General features: G+C 68.5%; 25 protein-coding genes and 1 pseudogene. 16 read left to right on the forward strand and 10 right to left on the reverse strand.

Features of this window, described 5'->3' with window-relative positions; genetic code table 11:
- Positions 1–129: 129 nt before the first annotated feature.
- From kdpC to ACSHSS_RS04980, 7 genes and pseudogenes are all read right to left on the reverse strand, one after another.
- Positions 130–711, reverse strand: a complete 582-nt coding sequence (gene kdpC / locus ACSHSS_RS04950; protein ID WP_105854740.1) for a potassium-transporting ATPase subunit KdpC — start codon at positions 709–711, stop codon at positions 130–132.
- A gap of 22 nt (positions 712–733) precedes the next feature.
- Positions 734–2818 carry a potassium-transporting ATPase subunit KdpB gene (gene kdpB, locus ACSHSS_RS04955; protein ID WP_445544625.1) on the reverse strand — a complete coding sequence of 695 codons (2085 nt, stop codon included), beginning with the start codon at positions 2816–2818 and terminating at the stop codon, positions 734–736.
- Between the two features lie 37 nt (positions 2819–2855).
- Complete coding sequence (gene kdpA / locus ACSHSS_RS04960; RefSeq protein WP_445544626.1) at positions 2856–4661, reverse strand: potassium-transporting ATPase subunit KdpA; 1806 nt, start codon at positions 4659–4661, stop codon at positions 2856–2858.
- Entirely contained in the window at positions 4658–4750 is a 93-nt protein-coding gene (kdpF, locus tag ACSHSS_RS04965; protein ID WP_012212987.1) for a K(+)-transporting ATPase subunit F, read from the reverse strand. Before kdpF ends, kdpA begins: the two co-directional genes overlap by 4 nt.
- Positions 4751–5093: 343 nt before the next feature.
- A complete protein-coding gene (locus ACSHSS_RS04970) occupies positions 5094–6068 on the reverse strand; it encodes a quinone oxidoreductase family protein (RefSeq protein WP_217060925.1) in 975 nt (324 codons plus the stop codon).
- Positions 6069–6393: 325 nt separating this feature from the next.
- Positions 6394–6786 (reverse strand): methylglyoxal synthase, encoded by a 393-nt coding sequence (locus tag ACSHSS_RS04975; protein WP_006398748.1) that lies wholly within the window; start codon positions 6784–6786, stop codon positions 6394–6396.
- 70 nt (positions 6787–6856) lie between these two features.
- A pseudogene (locus ACSHSS_RS04980) lies at positions 6857–7637 on the reverse strand (SDR family oxidoreductase).
- Between the two features lie 216 nt (positions 7638–7853).
- Here ACSHSS_RS04980 and upp point away from each other — a divergent pair.
- The 13 genes from upp (at position 7854) to ACSHSS_RS05045 (ending at position 19307) form a co-directional block, all read left to right on the forward strand.
- Positions 7854–8504 carry a uracil phosphoribosyltransferase gene (gene upp / locus ACSHSS_RS04985; RefSeq protein WP_006398746.1) on the forward strand — a complete coding sequence of 217 codons (651 nt, stop codon included), beginning with the start codon at positions 7854–7856 and terminating at the stop codon, positions 8502–8504.
- A gap of 217 nt (positions 8505–8721) precedes the next feature.
- The gene (locus ACSHSS_RS04990) at positions 8722–9450 is read left to right on the forward strand and encodes a YebC/PmpR family DNA-binding transcriptional regulator (RefSeq protein ID WP_006398745.1); all 729 of its coding nucleotides are present in this window, start codon (positions 8722–8724) and stop codon (positions 9448–9450) included.
- Between the two features lie 104 nt (positions 9451–9554).
- The gene (gene purD / locus ACSHSS_RS04995) at positions 9555–10832 is read left to right on the forward strand and encodes a phosphoribosylamine--glycine ligase (RefSeq protein WP_105854743.1); all 1278 of its coding nucleotides are present in this window, start codon (positions 9555–9557) and stop codon (positions 10830–10832) included.
- Positions 10833–10950: 118 nt separating this feature from the next.
- Positions 10951–11874, forward strand: coding sequence for an oxygen-dependent coproporphyrinogen oxidase (gene hemF / locus ACSHSS_RS05000; protein WP_445544627.1), 924 nt, complete (start codon positions 10951–10953; stop codon positions 11872–11874).
- Positions 11875–11911: 37 nt separating this feature from the next.
- Positions 11912–12625: a nicotinate-nucleotide adenylyltransferase gene (locus tag ACSHSS_RS05005; RefSeq protein WP_217098901.1), complete on the forward strand. Its 714-nt coding sequence runs from the start codon at positions 11912–11914 to the stop codon at positions 12623–12625.
- Positions 12626–12629: 4 nt separating this feature from the next.
- Positions 12630–13079: a ribosome silencing factor gene (gene rsfS / locus ACSHSS_RS05010; RefSeq protein WP_006398740.1), complete on the forward strand. Its 450-nt coding sequence runs from the start codon at positions 12630–12632 to the stop codon at positions 13077–13079.
- 9 nt (positions 13080–13088) lie between these two features.
- Complete coding sequence (gene rlmH / locus ACSHSS_RS05015; RefSeq protein ID WP_006415290.1) at positions 13089–13559, forward strand: 23S rRNA (pseudouridine(1915)-N(3))-methyltransferase RlmH; 471 nt, start codon at positions 13089–13091, stop codon at positions 13557–13559.
- Positions 13560–13610: 51 nt separating this feature from the next.
- The gene (locus ACSHSS_RS05020; RefSeq protein WP_006398738.1) at positions 13611–14243 is read left to right on the forward strand and encodes a Maf family protein; all 633 of its coding nucleotides are present in this window, start codon (positions 13611–13613) and stop codon (positions 14241–14243) included.
- Between the two features lie 8 nt (positions 14244–14251).
- Positions 14252–15724, forward strand: a complete 1473-nt coding sequence (gene rng, locus ACSHSS_RS05025) for a ribonuclease G (RefSeq protein WP_006398737.1) — start codon at positions 14252–14254, stop codon at positions 15722–15724.
- Between the two features lie 92 nt (positions 15725–15816).
- On the forward strand, positions 15817–16152 hold the full coding sequence (locus ACSHSS_RS05030) for a YggL 50S ribosome-binding family protein (RefSeq protein WP_006398736.1): 336 nt from the start codon (positions 15817–15819) through the stop codon (positions 16150–16152).
- A 323-nt stretch (positions 16153–16475) separates the two neighbouring features.
- A complete protein-coding gene (locus ACSHSS_RS05035; RefSeq protein WP_445544628.1) occupies positions 16476–17438 on the forward strand; it encodes a PRC-barrel domain-containing protein in 963 nt (320 codons plus the stop codon).
- Positions 17435–18697, forward strand: a complete 1263-nt coding sequence (locus ACSHSS_RS05040; protein WP_155824468.1) for an MFS transporter — start codon at positions 17435–17437, stop codon at positions 18695–18697. The genes ACSHSS_RS05035 and ACSHSS_RS05040 overlap by 4 nt, the downstream gene beginning before the upstream one ends.
- Before the next feature lie 40 nt (positions 18698–18737).
- Positions 18738–19307 carry an FUSC family protein gene (locus ACSHSS_RS05045; RefSeq protein WP_006398733.1) on the forward strand — a complete coding sequence of 190 codons (570 nt, stop codon included), beginning with the start codon at positions 18738–18740 and terminating at the stop codon, positions 19305–19307.
- A gap of 46 nt (positions 19308–19353) precedes the next feature.
- On the opposite strand, the gene ACSHSS_RS05050 is transcribed toward ACSHSS_RS05045, so the two are convergent.
- Positions 19354–19749 carry an RcnB family protein gene (locus ACSHSS_RS05050; RefSeq protein WP_006398732.1) on the reverse strand — a complete coding sequence of 132 codons (396 nt, stop codon included), beginning with the start codon at positions 19747–19749 and terminating at the stop codon, positions 19354–19356.
- A gap of 89 nt (positions 19750–19838) precedes the next feature.
- Positions 19839–21590 carry a lipid A export permease/ATP-binding protein MsbA gene (gene msbA, locus ACSHSS_RS05055; protein ID WP_233621202.1) on the reverse strand — a complete coding sequence of 584 codons (1752 nt, stop codon included), beginning with the start codon at positions 21588–21590 and terminating at the stop codon, positions 19839–19841.
- Between the two features lie 224 nt (positions 21591–21814).
- Between msbA and ACSHSS_RS05060 the strand changes: the two genes are divergently transcribed.
- The 3 genes from ACSHSS_RS05060 (at position 21815) to ACSHSS_RS05070 (ending at position 24907) form a co-directional block, all read left to right on the forward strand.
- Positions 21815–22567, forward strand: a complete 753-nt coding sequence (locus tag ACSHSS_RS05060; protein ID WP_035488749.1) for a glycosyltransferase family 2 protein — start codon at positions 21815–21817, stop codon at positions 22565–22567.
- A gap of 113 nt (positions 22568–22680) precedes the next feature.
- Positions 22681–23523, forward strand: coding sequence for a glycosyltransferase family 2 protein (locus tag ACSHSS_RS05065; protein WP_039219452.1), 843 nt, complete (start codon positions 22681–22683; stop codon positions 23521–23523).
- Positions 23524–23626: 103 nt separating this feature from the next.
- Positions 23627–24907: an O-antigen ligase family protein gene (locus ACSHSS_RS05070; protein ID WP_445544629.1), complete on the forward strand. Its 1281-nt coding sequence runs from the start codon at positions 23627–23629 to the stop codon at positions 24905–24907.
- Between the two features lie 106 nt (positions 24908–25013).
- On the opposite strand, the gene ACSHSS_RS05075 is transcribed toward ACSHSS_RS05070, so the two are convergent.
- A complete protein-coding gene (locus tag ACSHSS_RS05075) occupies positions 25014–26192 on the reverse strand; it encodes a glycosyltransferase family 9 protein (RefSeq protein WP_164677961.1) in 1179 nt (392 codons plus the stop codon).
- Between the last annotated feature and the right edge of the window lie 58 nt (positions 26193–26250).

Genomic DNA, 26250 nt, shown 5'->3' on the forward strand with positions numbered 1-26250 from the left:
GGGAGCGCGCAAGTGAGGGCATTGTCGGTCCAAATCGCCGCAAAAGGCAAAGACGGCGCGCGCGCCGTCGAAAAACCCGCACCCGGCGCGGCACGTGCCGCGCCGGACGCCACGTGCCGCGCCGCATGCTCAGTGTGCGGCCTGCGCCGCGTCGAGCGCGAGATTCAGCTTCAGCACGTTCACGCGCGGCTCGCCGAGCACGCCGAACTGGCGCGCCGTCGTGTTCGCGGCGACGAGCTGCGCGACCGTCTCGCGCGAGAGATGGCGCGCGTTCGCGACGCGTTCGATCTGGTAGGCGGCAGCGGCCGGCGTGATCTCCGGATCGAGGCCGCTCGCCGACGCCGTCACGAGATCGACCGGCACCGGTTTCGACAGGTCGGTGCCCGCATCGCGCAGCGCGGCGATGCGCGCCTTCACCTGCTCGGCGAGCGACGGATTCAGCGGGCCGAGGTTCGAGCCGCCCGAGCCGGCCGCGTTGTACGGCATCGGCGAGGTGGCCGACAGCCGCCCCCAGAAGTACTTCGGCGCGTCGAACGACTGGCCGATCAGCGCGGAGCCGACGACCTGGCCGTTGCGCTCGATCAGGCTGCCGTTCGCCTGCGACGGGAACACGGCCTGGCCGAACGCGGTCAGCACCGCCGGATACGCGAGCCCCGTGACGGCGGTCAGTACGACAAAGATCACGACGAGCGGACGAATCAACGATTTCATGATGGTTCCTTCGAGTGGCGCATCAGGCCCAGCCGAGCGCGGCGAGCGTCATGTCGATCAGCTTGATGAACGGGAACGGCAGCAGCACGCCGCCGAGCCCGTACACGAGCAGGTTGCGGCGCAGCAGCGACGCGGCGCCGAGCGGCCGGTACGTCACGCCCTTCAGCGCAAGCGGAATCAGCGCGACGATGATCAGCGCGTTGAAGATCACGGCCGACAGGATCGCCGACGCGGGCGAGCTCAGATGCATGATGTCGAGCACCTTCAGCTGCGGATAGGTCGTCACGAACGCGGCCGGGATGATCGCGAAATACTTCGCGATGTCGTTCGCGATCGAGAACGTCGTCAGCGAGCCGCGCGTCATCAGCATCTGCTTGCCGATCTCGACGATCTCGATCAGCTTGGTCGGATTCGAATCGAGGTCGACCATGTTGCCCGCTTCCTTCGCGGCCTGCGTGCCGGTGTTCATCGCGACCGCGACGTCGGCCTGCGCGAGCGCCGGTGCGTCGTTGGTGCCGTCGCCCGTCATCGCGACGAGGCGCCCGGCCGCCTGATGCGCGCGGATCGTCGCAAGCTTGGTTTCCGGCGTCGCTTCCGCGAGGAAATCGTCGACGCCTGCCTCCGCCGCGATCGCCGCGGCCGTCAGCCGGTTGTCGCCCGTCACCATCACGGTCTTGATGCCCATCTTGCGCAGCTCCGCGAAGCGCTCCTTGATGCCGCCCTTCACGATGTCCTTCAGCTCGATCACGCCGAGCACGCGCGCCGTGCCCTGCTGCAGCTCGGCCACGACGAGCGGCGTACTGCCGCGGCGCGCGACGTCGTCGACCGCGCGGCGCACTTCGTCGGGAAAGCGGCTGCCGTGCGACTCGACATAGCGCTTGATCGCGTCGGCCGCACCCTTGCGGATTTCGCGGCCGGGCAGATCGACGCCGCTCATGCGCGTCTGCGCGGAGAAGCCGAGGAAGGTCGCATGCAGCTGCGCCATGTCGCGCTGGCGGATGTTGAAGCGCTCCTTCGCGAGCACGACGATGCTGCGGCCCTCCGGCGTCTCGTCGGCGAGCGACGAGAGCTGCGCGGCGTCGGCGAGCGCCTCCTCCGTCACGCCGGGCGCGGGCACGAACAGCGACGCCTGGCGATTGCCGAGCGTGATCGTGCCGGTCTTGTCGAGCAGCAGCACGTCGACGTCGCCGGCCGCCTCGACCGCGCGGCCCGATGTCGCGATCACGTTCGCCTGCATCATCCGGCTCATCCCGGCCACGCCGATCGCGGACAGCAGGCCGCCGATCGTCGTCGGGATCAGGCAGACGAGCAGCGCGACGAGCGCCGTGATCGTCACCACGTGGCCGGCTTTCATCGCGTCGACCGAGAACATCGAGAACGGCAGCAGCGTCGCGGTCGCGAGCAGCATCACGATCGTCAGCGCCACGAGCAGGATCGTCAGTGCGACTTCGTTCGGCGTCTTCTTGCGCTTCGCGCCTTCGACCATCGCGATCATCCGGTCGAGAAACGCTTCGCCGGGGTTCGCCGTCACCTTCACGACGATCCAGTCGGACAGCACGCGCGTGCCGCCCGTCACCGACGAGAAGTCGCCGCCCGACTCGCGGATCACCGGCGCCGATTCGCCGGTGATCGCCGATTCGTCGACCGACGCGACGCCGTCGACGACCTCGCCGTCGGCCGGAATCACGTCGCCGGCCTCGACCAGCACGACGTCGCCTTTGCGCAAATCGGACGCGGTCGTGATACGGATCGGCGACTTCGGATGCGGCTCGTTGAGCTTCTTCGCCATCACGTCCTTCTTCGCGCTGCGCAGCGACGCGGCCTGCGCCTTCGAGCGCCCTTCGGCGAGCGCCTCCGCGAAGTTCGCGAACAGCACCGTGAACCAGAGCCACAGCGCGATCGCGAGGATGAAGCCGGCCGGCGCATCGGCCTGCCCGGTGAGCGCGGCGATCCACAGCACCGTCGTCAGGATGCTGCCGACGTACACGCAGAACATCACCGGGTTGCGGAACTGCGTACGCGGCGTGAGTTTCTTGAACGACGCCACGATCGCCGGACGCACGAGCGCCGGGTCGAACATGGAGCGGGTAGCGGAATGTTGAGTCATTGCGATCTCTTCGATGCCTTGTCGTTTCGGCCGCGCGTCATGCGCCCAGCCACATCATCAGATGCTCGACGCCCGGGCCGAGCGCGAGCGCCGGCACGTAGGTCAGCGCGCCGACCAGCAGCACCGTGCCGAGCAGCAGCACGACGAACAGCGGGCCGTGCGTCGGCAGCGTGCCGCTCGTCGCGGCGATGCGCTTCTTCGCCGCGAGCGAGCCGGCGATCGCCAGTACCGGCACGATCGTGCCGAAGCGGCCGAACCACATCGCGATCGCGGTCATCCAGTTGTAGAACGGCGTGCCGACCGTCAGGCCCGCAAACGCGCTGCCGTTGTTGTTCGCGGCCGAGCTGAACGCGTAGAGGATTTCCGAGAAGCCGTGCGGGCCCGGGTTCGCGATGCCGGCCCTGCCCGCATCGGCCAGCACGGCGATCGACGTGCCGACCAGCACGAGCAGCGGCGTGAGCAGCACGACGATCGACACCATCTTCATCTCGTACGACTCGATCTTCTTGCCGACGTATTCGGGCGTGCGGCCGATCATCAGCCCCGCGACGAATACCGCGAGCAGTGCGAATACGAGCATCCCGTAGAGCCCCGAGCCGACACCGCCGAACACGACCTCGCCGAGCTGCATCAGCAGCATCGGCACGAGGCCGCCGAGCGGCGTCAGCGAATCGTGCATCGTGTCGACGGCGCCGCACGACGCGGCCGTCGTCGCGACCGTGAAGAGGCCCGTCTGCGCGATGCCGAAGCGCGTTTCCTTGCCTTCCATGTTGCCGCCCGGCTGCAGCACGCTTGTCGACTGGTCGACGTGCAGTGCAGCGAGCGTCGGATAGCCGGCCTGCTCGGCGCTGACCTCGACGCCGATCGCGACCGCGAACGCGACCGTCATCGCCGCAAGCACGGCGATGCCCTGCCGGCGATCGCCGATCATGCGGCCGAACACGAGACACAATGCGGCCGGGATGATCAGGATCGCGAAGATCTGCAGGAAGTTCGCGAACGGCGTCGGGTTCTCGAACGGATGCGCGGAATTCGCGTTGAAGAAGCCGCCGCCGTTGGTGCCGAGCATCTTGATCGCTTCCTGCGACGCGACCGGGCCCATCGCGAGCGTCTGCTTCGTGAGCGGCGTGGGCACCGTCACCGCGTTGCCCTTGTCGTCCTTGAGAGCGTTGCCCTGCGCGTCGAGCTTCGGCGCCGCATAGGTGCTCGCCTGCAGCACCGGCACGTCCTGGTACGCCTTCAGGTTCTGGATCACGCCCTGGCTCATCAGCAGCGCGGCGACGATCGCGGCCATCGGCACCAGCACGTAGAGCGTCACGCGCGTGAGATCGACCCAGACGTTGCCGATCGTCTGCGCCGTGTGGCGCGCGAAGCCGCGGATCAGCGCGATCACGACGACGATGCCGGTCGCCGCCGACAGAAAGTTCTGCACGGTCAGGCCGAGCATCTGCGTCAGATAGCTGACCGTCTGCTCGGGCGTGTAGTCCTGCCAGTTCGTGTTGGTGACGAAGCTGACGGCCGTGTTGAACGCGCCGTCGACGGTCATCGCGCCGAACTGCTGCGGGTTGCCGGGCAGCATGCCCTGCACGCGCAGCAGCGCATAGAGGAACAGCGCACCGAGCGCGTTGAACGCGATCGTCGCGATCGCATACTGCTTCCAGTTCATCTCGGTGCCGGCGTCGACGCCGGCGATGCGATACAACACGCGTTCGAGCGGCGCGAACACGCGCACGACGCGCGAGCTGCCGTCCATCACGGCCGTCAGATAGCGCGCGACCGGTACGGCGGCCGCGAGCAGCACGACGACGAACAGCAGCGTCTGAAACAGGTTGTTCGCGTTCATTCGATGTCCTCCGCGCGCAGCAGCGCATAGACGAGATACGCGAACAACAGCGCGGCGGACATCCCCGCGAGCCACAGCATCCAGGTCATGCGCGCCCCCCGCGGCCGTATTGCGCGAGCTTCTCGCAACCGGCGATCAAGCCGAGGATCAGCGCGGTAAAGACCGCCAGTGCGCCGATGAAAACCCCATCCATTTTTGTGTTCTCCGTCGTCGAAATCGGACGACTCGAACATTATGGGAAGGCGCGTAAAGAACGGATCAAAGGTGATCGCGCGGATATAAAAAACGCGTAAACGCCCGCCGCGGCGAACGCGAGGCGATGCGAAACGGTGGAAACGGTGAAAACGGCGGGCAGGACGGGCGGCAGTGCGACTGCCGCCCGCGAGGATGCGTGCCGGCGCAGCGCCGGCACGCACTAGGCAAAAGCAGCGATCAGGGAACGAGAACCGTCGAGCCGGTCGTCTTGCGCGCTTCGAGATCGGCATGCGCGCGGCCGACTTCCGCGAGCGGATAGCGCTGATTGATGCTCGTCTTCACCTTGCCCGACAGGATCACGTCGAACAGCTCGGCGGCCGCCGATTCGAGATCGGCGCGCTTCGCGATGTACGAGAACAGCGTCGGCCGCGTGAAGAACAGCGAGCCGCGCGACGAGAATTCCTTCGAGTCGATCGGCGGCAGCGGGCCCGACGCGTTGCCGAAGCTGACGAAATAGCCGAGCGGCGCGAGACAGTCGAGCGAGCCGATGTACGTGTCCTTGCCGATCGAATCGTAGACGACGGGCACGCCCGCGCCGTTCGTGACCTCCTTCACGCGCTGCGTGAAGTTCTCGCGCGTATAGACGATCGGATGATCGCAGCCATGCGCCTTCGCGAGCTCGGCCTTCTCGTCGGAGCCGACCGTGCCGATCACGGTCGCGCCGAGCGCCTTCGCCCACTGGCACACGAGCAGCCCCACGCCGCCGGCGGCCGCGTGGATCAGGATCGTATCGCCGGCCTTCACCGGATATGTGCGGCGCAGCAGGTAATGGGCCGTCAGGCCCTGCAGCATCACCGACGCCGCGTCGTCGTAGCCGATCCCGTCGGGTAGCTTCACGACGCGCTCGGCCGACAGCACGCGTTCCTGCGCATAGGCGCCGGGCGGCTGTGCGACGTACGCGACGCGGTCGCCGACCTTCAGCGCGCCGACGCCTTCGCCGACGGCCGTCACCTCACCGGCCGCCTCCATGCCGAGGCCGCCAGGCAGCGGCTGCGGATAGAGGCCGGTACGGAAGTACACGTCGATGTAGTTGAGCCCGACCGCATGCTGCTTGATGCGGACTTCGCCCGCCTGCGGCGCGCCGACCTCGACGTCGACCCACTTCATCACGTCCGGGCCGCCGGGCTGGTCGTATCGGATTGCTTTCGGCATCGTTTCGCTCCTCGTTGGGTGGAATGCAATGCGGCCAGCGCGTCGGCGTCGGCCGGACGGCGACGCGTTGGTTCGGACGCGCGCACGCACCGCGCGATTCTCGCGCGTCGTGCGCGATTTCGCAGCGCGTCTTCGCAATCCCTACATGCGCGCAGGGGCATCGCGCAGACGGCCGAACGCTTCGCGCGACGCGCGGCTGACGCCGGGCTTTCGCCGCATGCGTTGCGCCGCGATGCGGGAACCGGTGCGCCGTCGGCCTGCGGCGCGCAGGCTTGCGCGGCAGCCGTGCCGGCGAGACCGCCGTCGCGGCGCGCTTCGCGTCGATCTAACAGACGTCCTGCATCGTCCGCGCCAGATCGTCGAGCAGCATCCGCGCGGTCGCGACGTTGGTCGCGACCGGCACGTTGTGCACGTCGCACGCGCGCACGAGCGCGGTGATGTCGGGATCGTGCGGCTGCGCGGTCATCGGATCGCGCAGGAACACGACGACGTCGACGCGCCCGTCCGCCAGTTCCGCGCCGATCTGCAGGTCGCCGCCGAGCGGTCCCGACAGCTTGCGCTCGACCTCGAGCCCGTGCGCGGCCGCGATCCGGCCGCCCGTCGTGCCGGTGGCGACCAGCCGGCATTGCGCGAGGACCGCGCGGTATTGGCCCGCGAGTGCGACGATCTCGTCCTTCTTCGCGTCGTGCGCAATCAGTGCGATGCGGGGTTTGCTCATCTCCAGATCCTTCGTCCTTCAGGGTTGTGATTGTCGTTGACGGTATGGCACGCGCCTGGCGTGCGCGGTGTCAGAACGTGCCGGGGTACGCGCCGCCGTCGAGCAGCCAGTTCTGGCCGGTGATATACGCGGCATGCACGCTGCAGAGGAACGCGCAGGCGGCGCCGAACTCTTCGCGCGTGCCGAGACGGCCGGCCGGGATTTCCTTCGCGCGCCGCGCGCGCAGTTCGTCGACCGTCACGCCTTGCGCCTTCGCGGCCGCCGCGAGCGTCGTGGCGATGCGGTCGGTGTCGAACAGCCCCGGCAGCAGGTTGTTGATCGTCACGCCGTGCGGCGCGACCTTGCGCGCGAGCCCGGCGACGAAGCCGGTCAGCCCCGAGCGCGCGCCGTTCGACAGCGCCAGCACGTCGATCGGCGCCTTCACGGCCGAGCTCGTGATGTTGACGATGCGGCCGAAGCGCCGCGCGATCATGCCGTCGACGGTCGCGCGGATCAGCTCGATCGGCGTGAGCATGTTCGCTTCGAGCGCGCGGATCCAGTCGTCGTGCGAGAAATCGCGGAAGTCGCCGGGCGGCGGGCCGCCCGCATTCGTCACGAGAATGTCGGGCTGCGGGCACGCGGCCAGCGCGGCCAGCGCGGCCCTCGGGCGTCGTGATGTCGCAGGCGACGGCCGTGACCGACACGTTCGATGCCGCGCGAATTTCCTCCGCGGTTTCCTCGAGCGTCGCGCGCGTGCGCGCGACGATCACGAGATTCACGCCTTCGGCGGCCAGCGCCTGCGCGCAGCCGCGCCCGAGCCCCTTGCTCGCCGCGCAGACGAGCGCGGTCTTTCCTTCGATGCCGAGATCCATCGTCGATTTCCTCAGGGTTGCGACGCGCGCCGGCGCGGATTCCGTCGCGCCGCGCACCGGCCGCACGGACGCGCGCGGCGCGCGGGTTGTCGTGAGACGTCGATAATATCCGGATCGCGCGGCGCGCCTTGGTAAAATTGCGACCATGCGCGCGCGACCGGCTTGCGCCTGCCGCCGCCCTCCCGATCCCCTTTTGCCGCAAGGCGCTCCCCCGTCATGAAACAGGACAGCCGTTTCCCGAATCTCTTCATCCTCGATCACCCGCTGATCCAGCACAAGCTCACGCACATGCGCGACAAGGACACGTCGACGCGCACGTTCCGCGAACTGCTGCGCGAGATCACGCTGCTGATGGGCTACGAGATCACCCGCAATCTGCCGATCACGACGAAGCGGGTCGAAACCCCGCTCGTCGAGATCGATGCGCCGGTGATCGCGGGCAAGAAGCTCGCGATCGTGCCCGTACTGCGTGCGGGCGTCGGGATGTCGGACGGCCTGCTCGACCTGATCCCGTCCGCGCGCGTCGGCCATATCGGCGTCTATCGTGCGGACGATCATCGGCCGGTCGAATATCTCGTGCGGCTGCCCGATCTCGACGACCGCATCTTCATCCTGTGCGACCCGATGGTCGCGACCGGCTATTCGGCCGTGCACGCCGTCGACGTGCTGAAGCGCCGCAACGTGCCGGCCGCGAACATCATGTTCGTCGCGCTCGTGGCCGCGCCCGAGGGCGTACAGGTGTTCCAGGACGCGCACCCCGACGTGAAGCTGTTCGTCGCGTCGCTCGACTCGCACCTGAACGAACACGCCTACATCGTGCCGGGCCTCGGCGACGCGGGCGACCGCCTGTTCGGCACCAAGAACTGACACAGCGGCGGCCGGCCGCCCGCGCGCATGCCGCGCGGCGCGGCCGTCCCGGCCGTTCGGCCAGGCGCGGCGCGCCGTTCGGGCGGTCGCCGCGTGATAAAATCACGCTCCACTCGACACGCGCGGCCCGCGGCTTCACGCCCGCCACCACGGCCGCCGATTCAACGACACATTGGCACTATCGCCCGCGCGAGCGCGCCCGGGCACGGAGAAAGGTATGGCTGGTCACTCGAAATGGGCCAACATCAAGCATAAGAAAGCAGCGGCCGACGCGAAGCGCGGCAAGATCTGGACGCGCCTGATCAAGGAAATCCAGGTCGCGGCCCGTCTCGGCGGCGGGGACGTGAGCTCGAACCCGCGCCTGCGTCTCGCGGTCGACAAGGCGGCCGACGCGAACATGCCGAAGGACAACGTGAAGCGCGCGATCGATCGCGGCGTCGGCGGCGCGGACGGCGCGAACTACGAGGAAATCCGCTACGAAGGCTACGGCATCGGCGGCGCAGCCATCATCGTCGACACGCTGACCGACAACCGCACGCGCACGGTCGCCGAAGTGCGTCATGCATTCTCGAAGTTCGGCGGCAACATGGGCACCGACGGTTCCGTCGCATTCATGTTCGATCACGTCGGCCAGTTCCTGTTCGCACCGGGCACGTCGGAAGACGCGCTGATGGAAGCGGCGCTCGAAGCCGGCGCGGACGACGTCAGCACGAACGAGGACGGCTCGATCGAAGTGCTGTGCGACTGGCAGGAATTCTCGAAGGTGAAGGACGCGCTCGAAGCCGCCGGCTTCAAGGCCGAACTCGCCGAAGTGACGATGAAGCCGCAAAACGAAGTCGAGTTCACCGGCGACGATGCGGTGAAGATGCAGAAGCTCCTGGACGCGCTCGAGAACCTCGACGACGTGCAGGAGGTGTACACGAACGCCGTCATCGTCGAGGAATGAGATGCCGGCCGCCGCGCGCACGTCGCAGCGGCGGCCCGCCCGGTTTCGCGGCCGGCGCGCCTGAGCGTGCCGGCCGCCCTGTTTTCTAGTCTGCGGGGAATCCCATGAAACTACTCGTCGTCGGTTCCGGTGGCCGCGAACATGCGCTCGCGTGGAAGCTCGCGCAATCGCCGCGCGTCCAGATGGTCTATGTCGCGCCCGGCAATGGCGGCACGGCGCAGGACGAGCGTCTGAAGAACGTCGACATCACGTCGCTCGACGCGCTCGCCGACTTCGCGGAAAGCGAAGGCGTCGCATTCACGCTCGTCGGGCCCGAAGCGCCGCTCGCGGCCGGCATCGTCAACCTGTTCCGCGCGCGCGGCCTGAAGATCTTCGGGCCGACGCGCGAAGCCGCGCAGCTCGAGAGCTCGAAGGATTTCGCGAAGGCATTCATGAAGCGGCACGGCATTCCGACTGCCGACTACGAGACCTTCTCGGACGCGGCCGCCGCGCACGCCTACATCGACGCGAAAGGCGCGCCGATCGTCGTGAAGGCCGACGGCCTCGCGGCCGGCAAGGGCGTGGTCGTCGCGATGACGCTCGAGGAAGCGCACGAAGCGGTCGACATGATGCTGTCGGGCAACAAGCTCGGCGACGCCGGCGCACGCGTCGTGATCGAGGAATTCCTCGACGGCGAGGAAGCGAGCTTCATCGTGATGGTCGACGGCAAGCACGCGCTCGCGCTCGCCTCGAGCCAGGACCACAAGCGTCTGCTCGACGAGGATCGCGGCCCGAACACCGGCGGCATGGGCGCATATTCGCCGGCGCCGATCGTCACGCCGCAGATGCATGCGCGCGTGATGCGCGAGATCATCATGCCGACCGTGCGCGGGATGGAGAAGGACGGCATCCGCTTCACGGGCTTCCTGTACGCCGGCCTGATGATCGACAAGGAAGGCAATCCGCGCACGCTCGAATTCAACTGCCGGATGGGCGATCCGGAGACGCAGCCGATCATGGCGCGCCTGAAGAGCGATTTCTCGAAGGTCGTCGAGCAGGCGATCGCGGGTACGCTCGATACGGTCGAGCTCGACTGGGACCGCCGCACCGCGCTCGGCGTCGTGCTCGCCGCGCACGGCTACCCCGACGCGCCGCGCAAGGGCGACCGCATCAACGGCATCCCGGCGGAATCCGAACAGGCCGTGACGTTCCATGCGGGCACGACGCTCGACGGCGACAAGCTCGTCACGTCGGGCGGCCGCGTGCTGTGCGTCGTCGGCCTCGCCGATTCGGTGCGCGAAGCGCAGCAGCATGCGTACGACACGATCAACCAGATCAATTTCGAAGGCATGCAGTACCGCCGCGACATCGGCCACCGCGCACTCAGCCGCAAGAGCGCATGACGCCGGCGGCCGGCGCACCGCCGCGCGGTGCGTCGTGCCGGCTGCCGCGGTTCGCTAGAATGCGCGGCAGAAGCCTTTTTTACGGCCCCCGCCGCGCGCGGGGGCGTTCAGTTCAGACATGACCGATTCGACCTACGACGTGGCGCGCGTGCGCACGTATCTCCAGGGCCTGCAGACACGCATCGCCGATGCGCTCGGCGCGCTCGACGGCACGCCGCTTGCGACCGACATCTGGCAGCGCGGCCCCGCCGAGCGGCTGCGCGGCGGCGGCTGCACGCGGATCCTCGAAGGCGGCCGCGTGTTCGAACGCGCGGGGATCGGCTTCTCCGACGTGGCCGGCGACGCGCTGCCGCCGTCCGCGAGCGCCGCGCGGCCGCAGCTCGCGGGGCGCGGCTTCGAGGCGCTCGGCGTGTCGCTGGTGCTGCATCCGCGCAACCCGTACTGCCCGACCGTGCACATGAACGTGCGGATGCTGATCGCGACGAAGCCCGGCGAAGCGCCGATCTTCTGGTTCGGCGGCGGCATGGATCTGACACCGGTTTACGGCTTCGAGGACGACGCGCGGCACTTCCACCGCACCTGCAAGGACGCGCTCGATCCGTTCGGCGCCGAGCTGTATCCGCGCTTCAAGAAGTGGTGCGACGAGTATTTCTTCCTCAAGCATCGCAACGAGATGCGCGGTGTCGGCGGGATCTTCTTCGACGATTTCTCCGAGCCCGGCTTCGAACGTTCGTTTGAAATGATGCAGAGCGTCGGCGACGCCTTCCTGCCCGCGTATCTGCCGATCGTCGAGCGCCGCGCGGCGCTGCCGTACGGCGAGCGCGAGCGCGATTTCCAGGCGTACCGTCGCGGCCGCTACGTCGAATTCAATCTCGTGTTCGACCGCGGCACGCTGTTCGGCCTGCAAAGCGGCGGCCGGACCGAGTCGATCCTGATGTCGATGCCGCCCGTCGCGAACTGGCGCTACAACTGGCAGCCCGAGCCCGGCTCGCCGGAAGCGCGCCTGTACAACGACTTCATCGTGCCGCGCGACTGGGTCTGAGCCCGTCGCCGGCCGCCCCCTACGAGAGGACGCGTTTCTGAACACCACCGCCCGCCCCGCCCCGCAGCCGCGCCCGCTATCGCGTCGCATCGGCCTGCTGGGCGGCACGTTCGACCCGATTCACGACGGCCATCTCGCGCTCGCGCGACGCTTCGCCGACGTGCTCGGCCTGACCGAGCTCGTGCTGCTGCCCGCCGGGCAGCCGTACCAGAAGCGCGACGTGTCGGCCGCCGAGCACCGGCTCGCGATGACGCGCGCCGCGGCCGGCTCGCTTGCGCTGCCCGGCGTGCGCGTCGAGGTCGCAACCGACGAGATCGAGCACGACGGCCCGACCTATACGGTCGAGACGCTCGCGCGCTGGCGCGAACGGATCGGTCCCGACGCGTCGCTGTCGCTGCTGATCGGTGCGGATCAGCTCGTGCGCCTCGACACGTGGCGCGACTGGCACAGGCTGTTCGACTACGCGCACGTGTGCGCGGCGACGCGGCCCGGTTTCGACCTCGGCACCGCATCGCCGGCCGTCGCGCGCGAGATCGCCGCGCGTAAAGCCGGCGCCGACGTGCTGAAGGCCACGCCGAGCGGCCATCTGCTGATCGACACGACGCTCGCGTTCGACATCGCCGCAACCGATATCCGCGCGCATCTGCGCGCATGCATCGCGCGGCACGCGCACATGCCCGACGCGCCGGCCGAACATGTGCCGGCCGCCGTATGGGCCTATATTCTTCAACATCGTCTCTACCATTCCTGACTCCATGGATATCCGCAAACTGCAGCGCGTGATCGTCGACGCTCTCGAAGACGTCAAGGCGCAAGACATCAAGGTGTTCAACACCAGCCACCTGACCGAGCTGTTCGACCGCGTGGTCGTCGCATCGGGCACCTCGAACCGCCAGACCAAGGCGCTCGCGTCGAACGTGCGCGAGAAGGTCAAGGAAGCCGGCGGCGACGTCGTCAGCTCCGAGGGCGAAGACACCGGCGAATGGGTGCTGGTCGACTGCGGCGACGCGGTCGTGCACATCCTGCAACCGGCGCTGCGCCAGTACTACAACCTCGAGGAAATCTGGGGCGACAAGCCGGTGCGGATGAAGCTCGGCGGCGGCAAGGGCCCGAACGGCGCGACGGCCGCCGACGACGAGGACGAAGACGAAGCCGGCGACGCACCCGCCCGTCCCGCACGCAAGGCACCCGCGCGCCGTCGCTAAGCGTTGCCGATGAAGCTCTTCATCCTCGCGGTCGGCCACAAGATGCCCGGCTGGATCGCGTCCGGCTTCGACGAATACGCGAAGCGGATGCCGCCCGAGCTGCGCATCGAACTGCGCGAGATCAAGCCCGAGCTGCGTTCCGGCGGCCGCAGCGCGGAAAGCGTGATGGCGGCCGAGCGGCAGAAGATCGACGCCGCGCTGCCGAAGGGTGCGCGCATCGTCGCGCTCGACGAGCGCGGCCGCGACTGGACCACGATGCAGCTCGCGCAGGCGCTGCCCGGCTGGCAGCAGGACGGCCGCGACGTCGCGTTCGTGATCGGCGGCGCCGACGGGCTCGATCCGGAACTGAAAGCGCGCGCCGACCTGTTGCTGCGCATCTCGAGCATGACGCTGCCGCACGGGATGGTGCGCGTGCTGCTCGCCGAACAGCTTTACCGGGCGTGGAGCATCACGCAGAATCACCCTTATCACCGCGCATGACGCGTCGTCCTCGCGACGCGCGGCCCGCGCGCTCAACGAGATAACGACACCATGCCGTCCAGCCTGTCCCCCGCCCTTTTCCCGACCCTTTACCTCGCTTCGCAAAGCCCACGCCGCCAGGAGCTGCTGCAGCAGATCGGCGTGCGTTTCGAACTGCTGCTGCCGCGCGCCGACGAGGACGCCGAGGCGCTCGAAGCGGAGCTGCCCGGCGAAGCCGCCGACACGTACGTGCGGCGCGTGACCGTCGCGAAAGCCGAGGCCGCACGTGCGCGGCTCGTCGCGAGCGGCAAGCCGGCCGCGCCGGTGCTCGTCGCCGACACGACGGTGACGATCGACGGCGCGATCCTCGGCAAGCCGGCCGACGCCGACGACGCGCTCGCGATGCTGACGCGTCTCGCGGGCCGCGCGCACGAGGTGCTGACTGCCGTCGCGGTGATCGGCGCGGACGGTGCGCTGCTGCCGCCCGCGCTGTCGCGCTCGTCGGTGCGCTTCGCGGCCGCGCCGCGCGATGCGCTGATGCGCTACGTCGACACCGGCGAACCGTTCGGCAAGGCCGGCGCATACGCGATCCAGGGGCGCGCGGCCGAGTTCGTCGAGCGAATCGACGGCTCCCATTCGGGTATCATGGGTCTGCCCCTTTTTGAGACAGCCGCGCTGCTGCGCGCCGCGCGCGTCGCCTTCTGAACCGCACCATGAACGAAGAAATCCTGATCAACCTCACGCCGCAGGAAACGCGCGTCGCACTCGTGCAGCAAGGTGCGGTGCAGGAGCTTCACGTCGAGCGCACGCTGTCGCGCGGACGCGTCGGCAACATCTATCTCGGCAAGGTCGTGCGCGTGCTGCCCGGCATGCAATCGGCGTTCATCGACATCGGCCTCGAACGCGCGGCGTTCCTGCACGTCGCCGACATCTGGCAGCCGCGCATCGCCGGCGAGCCGCCGTCGGGCGCGGCCCACCACCAGCCGATCGAGAAAACCGTGTTCGAGGGCCAGACGCTGATGGTCCAGGTGATCAAGGATCCGATCGGCACGAAGGGCGCGCGTCTGTCGACGCAAGTGAGCATCGCGGGCCGCACGCTCGTCTATCTGCCGCAGGAGCCGCACATCGGCATCTCGCAGAAGATCGAGAGCGAGGCCGAGCGCGAAGCCGTGCGCGCGCGCCTGACGGCCGTGATCCCGCCGGACGAGAAAGGCGGCTATATCGTGCGCACGATCGCGGAAGACGCGACGTCCGAGGAACTGGCGGCCGACGTCGCCTATCTGCGCAAGACCTGGGCGACGATCGTCGCGCAGGCGCAGCGGCTGCCGGCGACGAGCCTGCTCTATCAGGATCTCGATCTCGCGCAGCGCGTGCTGCGCGATTTCGCGAACGACGACACGACGCGCATCCAGGTCGACTCGCGCGAAACGTATCAGCGTCTCGCGGAATTCGCGGCCGAGTTCACGCCGGCCGTGAGCCCGAAGCTGCACCACTACACCGGCGAGCGGCCGCTGTTCGACCTCTACAACATCGAGACGGAGATCCAGCGTGCGCTGTCGCGCCGCGTCGATCTGAAATCGGGCGGCTATCTGATGATCGACCAGACCGAGGCGATGACGACGATCGACGTGAACACCGGCGGCTACGTCGGCGCGCGCAACTTCGACGACACGATCTTCAAGACCAATCTCGAAGCCGCGCATACGATCGCGCGGCAGCTGCGGCTGCGCAATCTCGGCGGGATCATCATCATCGACTTCATCGACATGGAGAACGCCGAGCATCGCGACGCGGTGCTGTCCGAGCTGAAGAAGGCGCTGTCGCGCGACCGCACGCGCGTGACCGTCAACGGCTTCTCACAGCTCGGGCTCGTCGAGATGACGCGCAAGCGCACGCGCGAATCGCTCGCGCACGTACTGTGCGAGCCGTGTCCGACGTGCCAGGGCAAGGGCCAGGTGAAGACGTCGCGTACCGTCTGCTACGACATCCTGCGCGAGATCCTGCGCGAATCGCGCCAGTTCAATCCGCGCGAATTCCGCGTGATCGCCGCGCAGCAGGTGATCGACCTGTTCCTCGACGAGGAGTCGCAGCATCTGGCGATGCTGATCGACTTCATCGGCAAGCCGGTGTCGCTGCAGGTGGAGTCGAACCTGAGTCAGGAGCAGTACGATATCGTGCTGATGTAGCATCCGCGCGCAGTCCGTGCGCGCAACCGCCGCGGCGCCGCATCGTGCGGCGCGCGGCGCATTCCGTTCCCCACTCTCATTCATCCCGCATCATGAGCCAACGCCACAACCGCCGTCAGCGCAAGAAACTCCACATCGGCGAATTCCAGGAACTCGCGTTCAACGCGACCGCGCAATACCGCCGCGAGCTGAGCGACCTCGAACGCGGCCAGCTGATCGATGCGTTCATCGATTTCGTCGAAGCGAACGGCCTGCTGACCGTCGCGTCCGCCGACGACGGCATCGGCGCGTACGTGATTTCCGGCGCGCCGCGCGGCACGACCACCGAGGCGGACCGCGAAGCGGTGCGCGCATGGCTCGCCGCACGCCCCGAGCTGACCGACGTCGAGGTCAGCGAATTCACCGACGCGTGGTATCCGCTCGCGTAAACGCGCGCATTCGCGCGTGCGCCGGCATCGTCGTGCGCACGCGTGGCTGACGGCGACGCCGTCTTCGCCTCCTCTCTCGCGCCCGTCGCGCGTGGAACCGCTGCGCGACGCGGCCCGCCACCCGTTTCGCGACCCTTCGCGCGGCCGCGGGTCGCGCAGCGATCGCGGCACCGCTGCGGCGAACCGCCGCCGTGTCGCAACCGAAATCGGTCCTGAAAGGAAGACACGTTAAACTCTCACCTCGCGTGGTGCGCCGCCCGCACCCGCCATCCATCGCCAGCCGCGTGCCTCCGGGCCCGCCCCGACCCTTGGAGTGAGTGTCAATGAGCGGCGGACTTCCGTTTCCCGCATCCCGCATGTCGTTGCCGTCGTCGACGGTCTTCCTGATTCTCGCCGCCGCCGCGCTGCTGTCCGGCTGCGGGCTGCTGCCGGTCCAGAACCCGCCCGCACCGATCAGCGAGGCGCTGGTCGAGCCGGTCGAAGAAACCGCCGGCGAGCCGCTGACGATGCCGCCCGTACCCGCGCCGACGCGCCCGGAGGAACCGGAAGCGCCGAAGAAACCGCACCACGAGGTCGCGCGCCCGAAACCCGTGCAGCGCACCGAAGCGCCGACACCGCCTCCGCCTCCGCCCCCGCCGATCGTCGCGACGCGTCCGCTCGACCGCACCCAGATCCATGCGCTGCTCGACAGCGAAGTCGCGCGACGCAACGGCAAGGTGATCGGCCGCGCGGTCGACATGGTGGTCGACGCGGGCGGCAAGCCGCGCGAGATGGTCGTCAACCTGCAAGGCTTCATGGGCGTGGGCGACCGCAAGGTCATCTTCCCGTGGAACGTGTTCCGCTTCACGCCGGGCGGCAAACAGGAACCGATCGTGCTCGACGTGCCGTCGGGCGACCTGCCGCCGGCCGCGCGGCCGAAGCCCGTGCCGCTGTCGGGTTCGGCAGCCGCCTCGCCGACGACGCGGCTGCCGATGCTCGACAGCGACGTCGAGCGCCCGAACGGCACGAAGATCGGCCGCGTCGTCGACGTGTTGATCGACCGCGCCGCCCAGCCGCAGGCCGTCGTGCTCGACCTCGGCGGCCTCGTCAATACCGACCGCCGTTCGATCGCCGCGAGCTGGGGCGCGCTGCGCTTCGTCACGCGCGACAAGGCGCTGCATCCGCAGCTCGACCTGAGCGACGCACAGATCAAGGCCGCGCCGCCCTACGCGGCCGACAAGCCGATCGTCGCGGTCTACCCGCCCGTTGCACCGGCACCGGCTTCGTCTGCGAGTACTGCCCGATGACGATCAAGCATTCCGTCAGCGTCCGCAGTCTGCGCGCTCTCGACTGGCTCAACTTCTTCGTGGCAAACGTTCAAACCGGGTTCGGTCCGTTCATCGCGTCGTACCTCGCGTCGCACAAGTGGACGCAGGGCGAGATCGGGATGGTGCTGTCGATCGGCACGATCAGCGCGATGGTGAGCCAAGTGCCGGGCGGCGCCGCCGTCGACGCGCTCAAGAACAAGAAAGGCGCGGCCGCCTGGGCGATCGCCGCGATCATCCTGTCCGCCGTGCTGCTCGCGTCGAGCCCGACGATCGTGCCGGTGATCGCGGCCGAGGTGTTCCACGGCTTCGCGAGCTGCATGCTCGTGCCGGCGATGGCCGCGATCTCTTTCTCGCTCGTCGGTCGCGCCGATCTCGGCGACCGGCTCGGCCGCAATGCGCGCTGGGCCTCGATCGGCAGCGCGGTCGCCGCCGGCCTGATGGGGCTCACCGGCGAATATTTCTCCGCGCGCGCGGTGTTCTGGCTGACCGCGGTGCTCGCCTTGCCCGCGCTGTTCGCGCTGGCGATGATCCAGCCGACACACGAAGTGATCCCGCGATCGTCGTCGAAACGCGACGCGGGCGATGAAAGCGAAGAGCGCGAAACGCTGCTCGAACTGCTGCGCGACCGCCGGATGCTGATCTTCGCGGCGTGCGTCGTGCTGTTCCACCTGTCGAACGCGGCGATGCTGAACCTCGCGGCCGGCGAAGTGACGGCCGGGATGGGCGAGAACGTGCAGCTCGTGATCGCGGCGTGCATCATCGTGCCGCAGGCGATCGTCGCGATGCTCTCCCCGTGGGTCGGCCGTTCGGCGCAGCGCTGGGGCCGCCGGCCGATCCTGCTGCTGGGCTTCTCGGCGCTGCCCGTGCGTGCGCTGCTGTTCGCCGGCGTCAGCAGCCCTTACCTGCTCGTGCCGGTGCAGATGCTCGACGGCATCAGCGCGGCCGTGTTCGGCGTGATGCTGCCGCTGATCGCGGCCGACGTCGCGGGCGGCAAGGGGCGCTACAACCTCTGCATCGGCCTGTTCGGGCTCGCGGCCGGGATCGGCGCGACGCTCAGCACCGCGGCGGCCGGCTACGTCGCCGATCATTTCGGCAATGCGGTCAGCTTCTTCGGGCTCGCGGGCGCCGGCGCGCTCGCCGTGCTGCTGGTATGGCTCGGAATGCCGGAGACGCGCGTCGAGAACGGCGATTCGCCGGCCGACGAACCGGCGGCCGCATCGCCGGAACAGGCGCACTGAACGCGGCACACGCCGTCCTCCGTTTCTCGACCGACGCACGATGGATACGATCCGGACACTCAACGAAGCACGCCAGCAGATCCAGCAGTCGATCTTCGATCTGTTCAAGGGCCTGACGTTCGGCGAGCGGCTCGCACAAGGCGGGCTGATGGCGTTCCAGGCCGTGTGCGGCGCCTGCCTCGCGTATGCGATCGGCCGCGCGCTGCACACCGAACAGGCCGTGTGGGCCGCGATCACCGCGATCGCGGTCACGCAGCACAATTACTCGGACACGATGTCGCTGTCGCGCGACCAGTTCATCGGCGCGATGGTCGGCGGCGTGCTCGGCTTCGCGGGCGCGGCGCTCGGCGGCGACCGGATGCTCGCCTATGCGCTGACGGTCGCGGTCGTGATCGTCTGCTGCTGGTGTCTGAATGTGGGCAGCGCGGCACGGCTCGGCGGCGTCACCGCGACGATCGTGCTGCTGTTTCCGGGCAACGGCCCGCTCTGGGACATTCCGCTGATGCGGCTCGGTGAAGTCGCGCTCGGCACGCTGTGCGCGCTCGGCGTGTGCTGGGTGATGTCGCGCGTCGAACGGCGCTGGTTCCGGCGCGCGGCGGCCGGAAAGTGACACGGCGGCCGCGCGCACGCGCGGCAGCCGCATGGGGATCGCGCCGTTACGGACCGACGCGCAGCACGAGGCCCGAACCGATCTGCACGAGCAGATAGTCGCCGCCGATGCCGACCCACTGATAGCCGCGCGGCGGCGGGCTCAGATGATAGCCGCGCCAGTCGTCGACCACGTACTGGCGCTCGCGGAACTCGGGCGGCAGCCGGTCGCCCTTGTGCCAGTCGCGGCGCGGCTCGTCGGCCCAGCGCGGCGGCACGTCGTGGTCGCGGTCGTCGCCGCGACGCTTGGCCTGGCCCGGCGGTACGTGCTTCGGACCATGGCCGCGCTGCATGCCGGGGCCGCCGTGATTGTCGTGGTTGCCGTGATCCTGCGCGAAGGCTCCCTGTGCGGCGAACCCGGCCGCGATCAGCGCAGCGAGCGCCATCCGGTGCGTCTTCTTCATTGTCGTTCCCTCCGTGTTGTCACGTCGAATCGGAAACAGCGGGACTGCGCGGGGAAGACTAGCATATCGGCGGGACAAGCCTCCGCACGTCACGCCGCCTGCTGCTGATACTGGATCCGATGAAGGTGCGCATAGAGACCGCCGTGGCGCAGCAGCTCGTCGTGGCTGCCCGATTCGACGATCTTGCCCGCTTCGAGCACGAGAATGCGGTCCGCACGCTCGATCGTCGAGAGTCGATGCGCGATCACGAGCGTCGTGCGCCCTTCCATCAGCCGCTCGAGCGCCGCCTGCACGTGGCGCTCCGATTCCGAATCGAGTGCGGACGTCGCTTCGTCGAGGATCAGGATCGGCGCATCCTTGTAGATCGCGCGTGCGATCGCGAGCCGCTGGCGCTGGCCGCCCGACAGCCGCATCCCGTTGCCGCCGACCACCGTATCGAGCCCGTCCGGCATCGCGGCGACCGCGTCGGCGAGGTTCGCGGCCTCGAGTGCGGCCTGCACGCGCGCGCGGTCGGGCGTTTGCCCGTATGCGACGTTCGCGGCGATCGTGTCGTTGAACAACACGACGTCCTGGCTCACCATCGCCATCTGGCCGCGCAGCGCATGGAGGTCGAACTCGGCGATCGGCACGCCGTCGAGCAGAATCGCGCCGCCGGTCGGATCGAAGAAACGCGGCAGCAGGTTCACGAGCGTCGTCTTGCCGCTGCCGGACGGCCCGGCAAGCGCGATCATCTCGCCCGGCGCGACGTTGAACGAGATGCGGTCGAGCGTCGGCCGCTCGGTCGCGCCGTAATCGAACGACACGTCGCGGAACTCGATTTCGCCGCGTGCCCGCGCAAGCGGCCGGCCGCCGCCCTGCGGTTCGGCGGGCTCGTCGATCAGCCCGAAGATCAGTTCGGCGGCGGTCATCCCGCGCTGCAGCGGCTGGTTCACGTCGATCAGGTGCTTCAGCGGCGAAATGACGAGCAGCATCGACGTGACGAACGCGACGAAGCCGCCGACCGTCGTCTGATCGTTCGACGACTGCACGACCGCGATCGTGATCACGACGGCGAGCGCGATCGACGCGAGGAACTGCGTGAGCGGCTGCGCGAGCCCGCCCGAGATCGTCATGCGCATCGCGTAGCCGCGCAGCCGCTTGCTCATCGCGGTGAAACGGTCGATCTCGTACGATTCGCCGTTGTGCACCTTGACCACCTTGTAGCCGCCGACCGTCTCTTCGACGATGTACGACAGCTCGTTCGTGAGCGTCTGGTGCTCGCGGTTCAGGCGGCGCAAGCGCCGGTTGATCTTGCTGACCAGCCAGCCGATGCCCGGCAGGATCACCGCGACGATCAGCGTCAGCCGCCAGTTCAGGTAGAACAGATAGCCGAGCAGGAACACGACCGTCAGCGAATCGCGCACGAGCGTGACCATCACGCCGGTCAGCACCGACAGGATCTGATTGACCTCGAACACGATCGCATTGATCACCGTGCTCGCGGTTTCGCGCTGGAAGAACGACGCGCCGGTATGGATCATGCGTTGGAACATCTCGAGCCGCAGCTGCAGCAGGATGCGGTTCGAGACGTAGTTGAGCAGGTAATTCGACGCGTACTGCGATACGCCGCGGATGAGCGCGAGGCCGATCACCGCGATCGGCACGTACCATTTCGCGCTGTCGCTGCCGTGCGCGCCGAAACCGTGGTCGAGGAGCGGCTTGAGCAGCGCCGGAATGCCGGCTTCGGTGCCCGCCACGACCCCCATCGTGACGATGGCGAGCAGCACGATGCCGACGAGCGGCCGGATATACGGCCACAGGCGCTTGAAGACCGTGACCGGCGACGTGCCCGTGCCGTTCATCGGTTTGCGAAGAGTGTTCTGGGTTTCCAAGGCGATCCTTCTTGAGCCGCGGCGCGGCGCGCGGCGCGCGCCCGCCCGGGATCCTGCCCGTCGGGCCGGCGCCGAAAATGGCCCAACATTATAGCCGCACCGCCTCGTCGCGCCCCGCGGCCGATGCCGCGGGCACGATGCGGGCCGGCAGGTATACTGCCGCTCACGTTTTCTCCGCCTTTCCGACGATTTTCATGGCTGAACCCACCCTCGGCGTCGCTCTCATCGCCCTCAATGCGTCCGCGCGGCTCGCGCAGTGCCTCGATGCGCTGACGTTCGCCGACGACATCGTCGTCATCGACGGCGGCAGCACCGACGACACGGTCGCGATCGCGCAGGCGCACGGTGCGCGCGTAATCGTCGAGCGCGACTGGCCGGGCTTCGGCCCGCAGAAGAACCGCGCGCTCGACGCGCTCGATACCGACTGGATCCTGTCGCTCGACACCGACGAAGTGGTCAGCCCCGAACTTGCGCAGTCGATCCGCGACGCGATCCGCACGCCGGCCGCCGACGTCTATGCGCTCGACCGGCTGTCGAGCTTCTGCGGACGCTGGATCCACCACAGCGGCTGGTATCCGGACTGGGTGCCGCGCCTGTTCCGGCGCGGGACCGCGCGCTTCTCCGACGATCTCGTGCACGAACGCCTCGTGTTCGACACGCCGGCACAGCGGCTGTCCGGCAAGCTGATGCACTACTCCTACGAGGACTTCGAAACGGTCGTGCGCAAGCTCGACGCCTATTCGACGGCCGGCGCGCGCCAGCGCCGCGCGGCCGGCCAGCGCGGAGGCTTCGGCAAGGCGCTCGCACGCGGCGCCTGGGCGTTCGTCCGCACTTACGTGCTGCGGCGCGGGTTTCTCGACGGCCGCGCGGGCTTCATGATCGCCGTCTTCAACGCGGAAACCGTCTATTACCGCTTCCTGAAACTCGGCCACCCGCCGGCCCGCTGATCGGCCGCCGCCGCCCGCAGCGTTACAATGCCGGGCTGCCCCGCGCGGCCGCGCCCTGCGGGCCCCAGCGCAACGCCGTCCGTCCGACACGACGACCACCGAATCCGACCGCCATGTTCTCCATCATCATCCCCACCTGGAACAACCTGCCGTACCTCAAGCTCGTCGTCGACAGCCTGCGCCGCCATTCCGCCTACGAGCATCAGATCATCGTGCACGTGAACGACGGCTCGGACGGCTCGCTCGACTGGGTGCGCAGCGAGCGTCTCGAGCATACGGCGTCGCCCGGCAACATCGGCATCTGCCACGCGGTGAATCTCGCGGCGGCGCGCGCGACGCGCGACTACGTCGTCTACATGAACGACGACATGTTCTGCTGTCCCGGCTGGGATGCCGCGCTGGCACGGCGCATCGCGCAGATGCCGACCGATCTGTTCATGCTGTCGGGCACGATGGTCGAGCCGGTCGATACGCGCAATCCGTGCGTCGTCGTCGCGGACTTCGGCCGCGATGCCGAACACTTCGACGCGGCTGCGCTCGTCGCCGCCGCACCGCGGCTCGCGCGCGCGGACTGGCTCGGCTCCACGTGGCCGCCGACGCTCGTGCACCGCGACTGGTGGAACCGGATCGGCGGCTACAGCAGCGAACTGTCGCCCGGGATGAGCAGCGACAACGACTTCTCGATGAAATTCTGGGACGCCGGCTGCCGGATCTTCCTCGGCGTCGGCGACAGTCTCGTCTATCACTTCCAGCAGAAGAGCACCGGCAAGATCGTCAAGAACGACGGACGCCGCCAGTTCCTGAACAAATGGGGCATGACGCAGGCAACGTTCGACCGCTACTACCTGCATCGCGGCGAACCGGCCGGCACGCGCCTCGCGCTCGACACGCCGGCCGTCGAAGGGCGTCTCAAGCGCGCGCTGCTGCGCTCGCGGATCAAACGGGCGTTCAGCTGATCCGCGCCAGGCGACTGGACGGGACGGGGGAACCGGTTCGCGTATACTGCGCGCTTCGGGTCACCGCGCTCGACGCTGCCTTCGCCCCAATCGACAGGTTCCGATGCTTTCGTTCTCCACCCCCGCCTCGCGACGCCTGACCGCGGCCCGCGCCTTCGCCGTCATCGCACTGTGCATGGTGCCCGTGTCGACCGCGCTGACCAACGTGTTCTGCGCGCTGTTCGCCGTCGCGCTGATCGTCTCGCCCGAATTCTGGCGCAACCTGCGCACGCTCGTCACCGAACCCGCGTCGCTCGCCGCACTGCTGATCCTGGCCGCGCTCGCGTTGAGCGTCACGTACACGGTCGCGCCGCACGACAAGGCGTGGAACTGGGTCGCGAAATACGACAAGCTGCTGCTGCTGCCGTTCACGATGCTCGCGTTTCGTCATTCGTGCTGGGCCCTGATCGTGCGGCGCTGCTGGTTCGGCACGCTGTGCGTGATCCTGTTGCTGTCGACGACGAATTATCTCGGCTTGACGGCGATCGGCCCGGCCCATGCGTTTTCGTTGCCGGTGTCGCGCGCGTGGGTATTCAAGAACCATATCGCGGCCGGCATGTTCGGCGCGCTACTGTTCTACCAGGCAGCCGATCTTGCGCTGGCCGCGCGCACCGCGCTGTCGCGCACGGCTTATGCGGCCGTCGCCGCGTGGGCGCTCGTCAACGTGTTCGTGATGCTGCAGGGGCGCACCGGTCAGATCGTCGCGCTGCTGCTGATGCTCGTCGTCGCCGTGCGTTTCGTCCTGCTGCTGCGCCGGCAGTCGGCGTTGCGGGCGGGGTTGGCCGCCGGTGCGCTGTTGCTCGCGGCTGCGGCGCTCGTGGTTGCGGCCTCCACGATCCACGGCGGCCGCCTCGCGCAGATCGTGTCCGAAGTTCAGCAGTATCGGCAAAGCGACGCGGTGACGTCGGCCGGCCTGCGCCTCGAGTGGTACAAGAAGGGACTACAGCTGTATCTGGCGCGCCCGGCCATCGGCTATGGCGCCGGCGGCCTCGAGTTCGAATTCCAGAAGCTCGCGGCCGGCAAGACGGCCGCCGAAGGCCAGCTGACATCGAACCCGCACAACGAATACATGCTGATGGCCGTGCAGCTCGGCACGGTCGGCGTGCTGCTGCTGGTGAACCTGATCGTACAGATCGCCCGCGGCAGCGCCACGCTCGACCCGCGCTCGCGTCATTTGCTGCTCGGCTGGCTGGTGATCTTCACGATCGGCAGTCTCGCCAATTCGCTGTTGCTCGATTTCGCCGAAGGGCATCTGACGATGCTGCTCGCCGGCATTCTGCTCGGCTGTCGCGAGCGCAAGGAAGCGCCGCCGCGCGAGACGTCGGCGATTCGGCACAGCGCGTAATTCGGGTACACGCGCGTTCCTTCGCGCGAGATGGCCCGCGCCGCCGTGTGATTCGAGCGGCCGTCGCGCGTTCGTGAATCGTGAAAGGAGCGTGCGGCGGCGCGGATCAGGCGCGGCCCGCGCGATGCAACCGTGACGTATCGACGACCGCTTCGGTCGGGTCCGGGCGCTCGAGGCCGAGCATCTCCGCGGCCGCCCTCTTCACGCGCTGCGCGTCGAGATTCTCCAGACAGTCGCTACGGCTGTCGACGTGGCGGTCGCAGCCCTCGTGCCGACACGGCACGCAATCGCCGTCGCCCTGCAGCAGCCACACGTTACCGTGCCGCCCCGAGCCGCGCAGCGGCCACGGGTTCTCGGTGGCCGGCCAGTGCTGCGGCCAGGGCCCCCAGCGCACCGGGTCGGACGGCCCGAACAGCGCGATCGTATCGGTGCCGGTCGCGGCCGCGACGTGCGTGGCGCCCGTGTCGGGCCCGATGAAGAGCCGTGCGCGCCGCACGAGTTCGGCGCTTTCCCCGAACGTCAACCGCCCGACGAGATTCAGCACATCGCCGCCCGCTTCGGCGGCGACCTGCTCGGCGTACTCGCGCTCGCGATCGGCGGGACCGCCCGACAACGCGACCGCGAAACCGCGATCGCGCAGCCAGCCGATCATCTCGACCCAGCCGTCGAGCCGCCATTGTTTGTAGCGGAACATCGGATACGGATGCAGTACGACGAGCGGCTTGCCTGCGCGCACGGCCGGCGATTCGGCGAGCCATGCGTCGAAACGCGCGCGACGCTCGGGATCGTCGCCGATACCCGGCGCCACGACCTCGGACACCGGATCGATGCCGATGACGGGCGCGAGCGCGAGCGTGCTGACGACCGTATGCGCGGACTGGTGATGATTGATCGCGATGCCGTTCAGCATCAGCCGCGTGAGCCACGTGAGGCGCTCGGGATCGACGAGCCCGACGCGCTTGCGGCCCGCGAACCAGCTGTAAAAGCGCGGCCGATCGGAGCTCAGCGCCGCACAGGCGAGATCGTAGCGGCGCCACATCGACATCGCGTCGCGCAGCCGCTCGCGAAATCCGGCCCGCTGCGCGACGACGATCACGCGCCGGACGTCGGGATTGTGCTCGAGCACGCCTTCGGTCCCGCGAAACACCAGCATGTCGATCTGCGCGTCCGGCCAGCGGGCCTTCAGCGAACGCACGAGCGGCGTCGTCAGCAGCACGTCGCCGATCCGGCGCGGCGCGGCGACGAGAATGTTTCTGGGCGGTCGGGCAGAGGAAAACAGGGCCACGTCAATCGGTCCGTCTGGCTGGCTAAACAAGGCTGGCAATGTACAGGATTTTGCTGCA

This window comes from Burkholderia sp. BC1 (assembly GCF_052683555.1).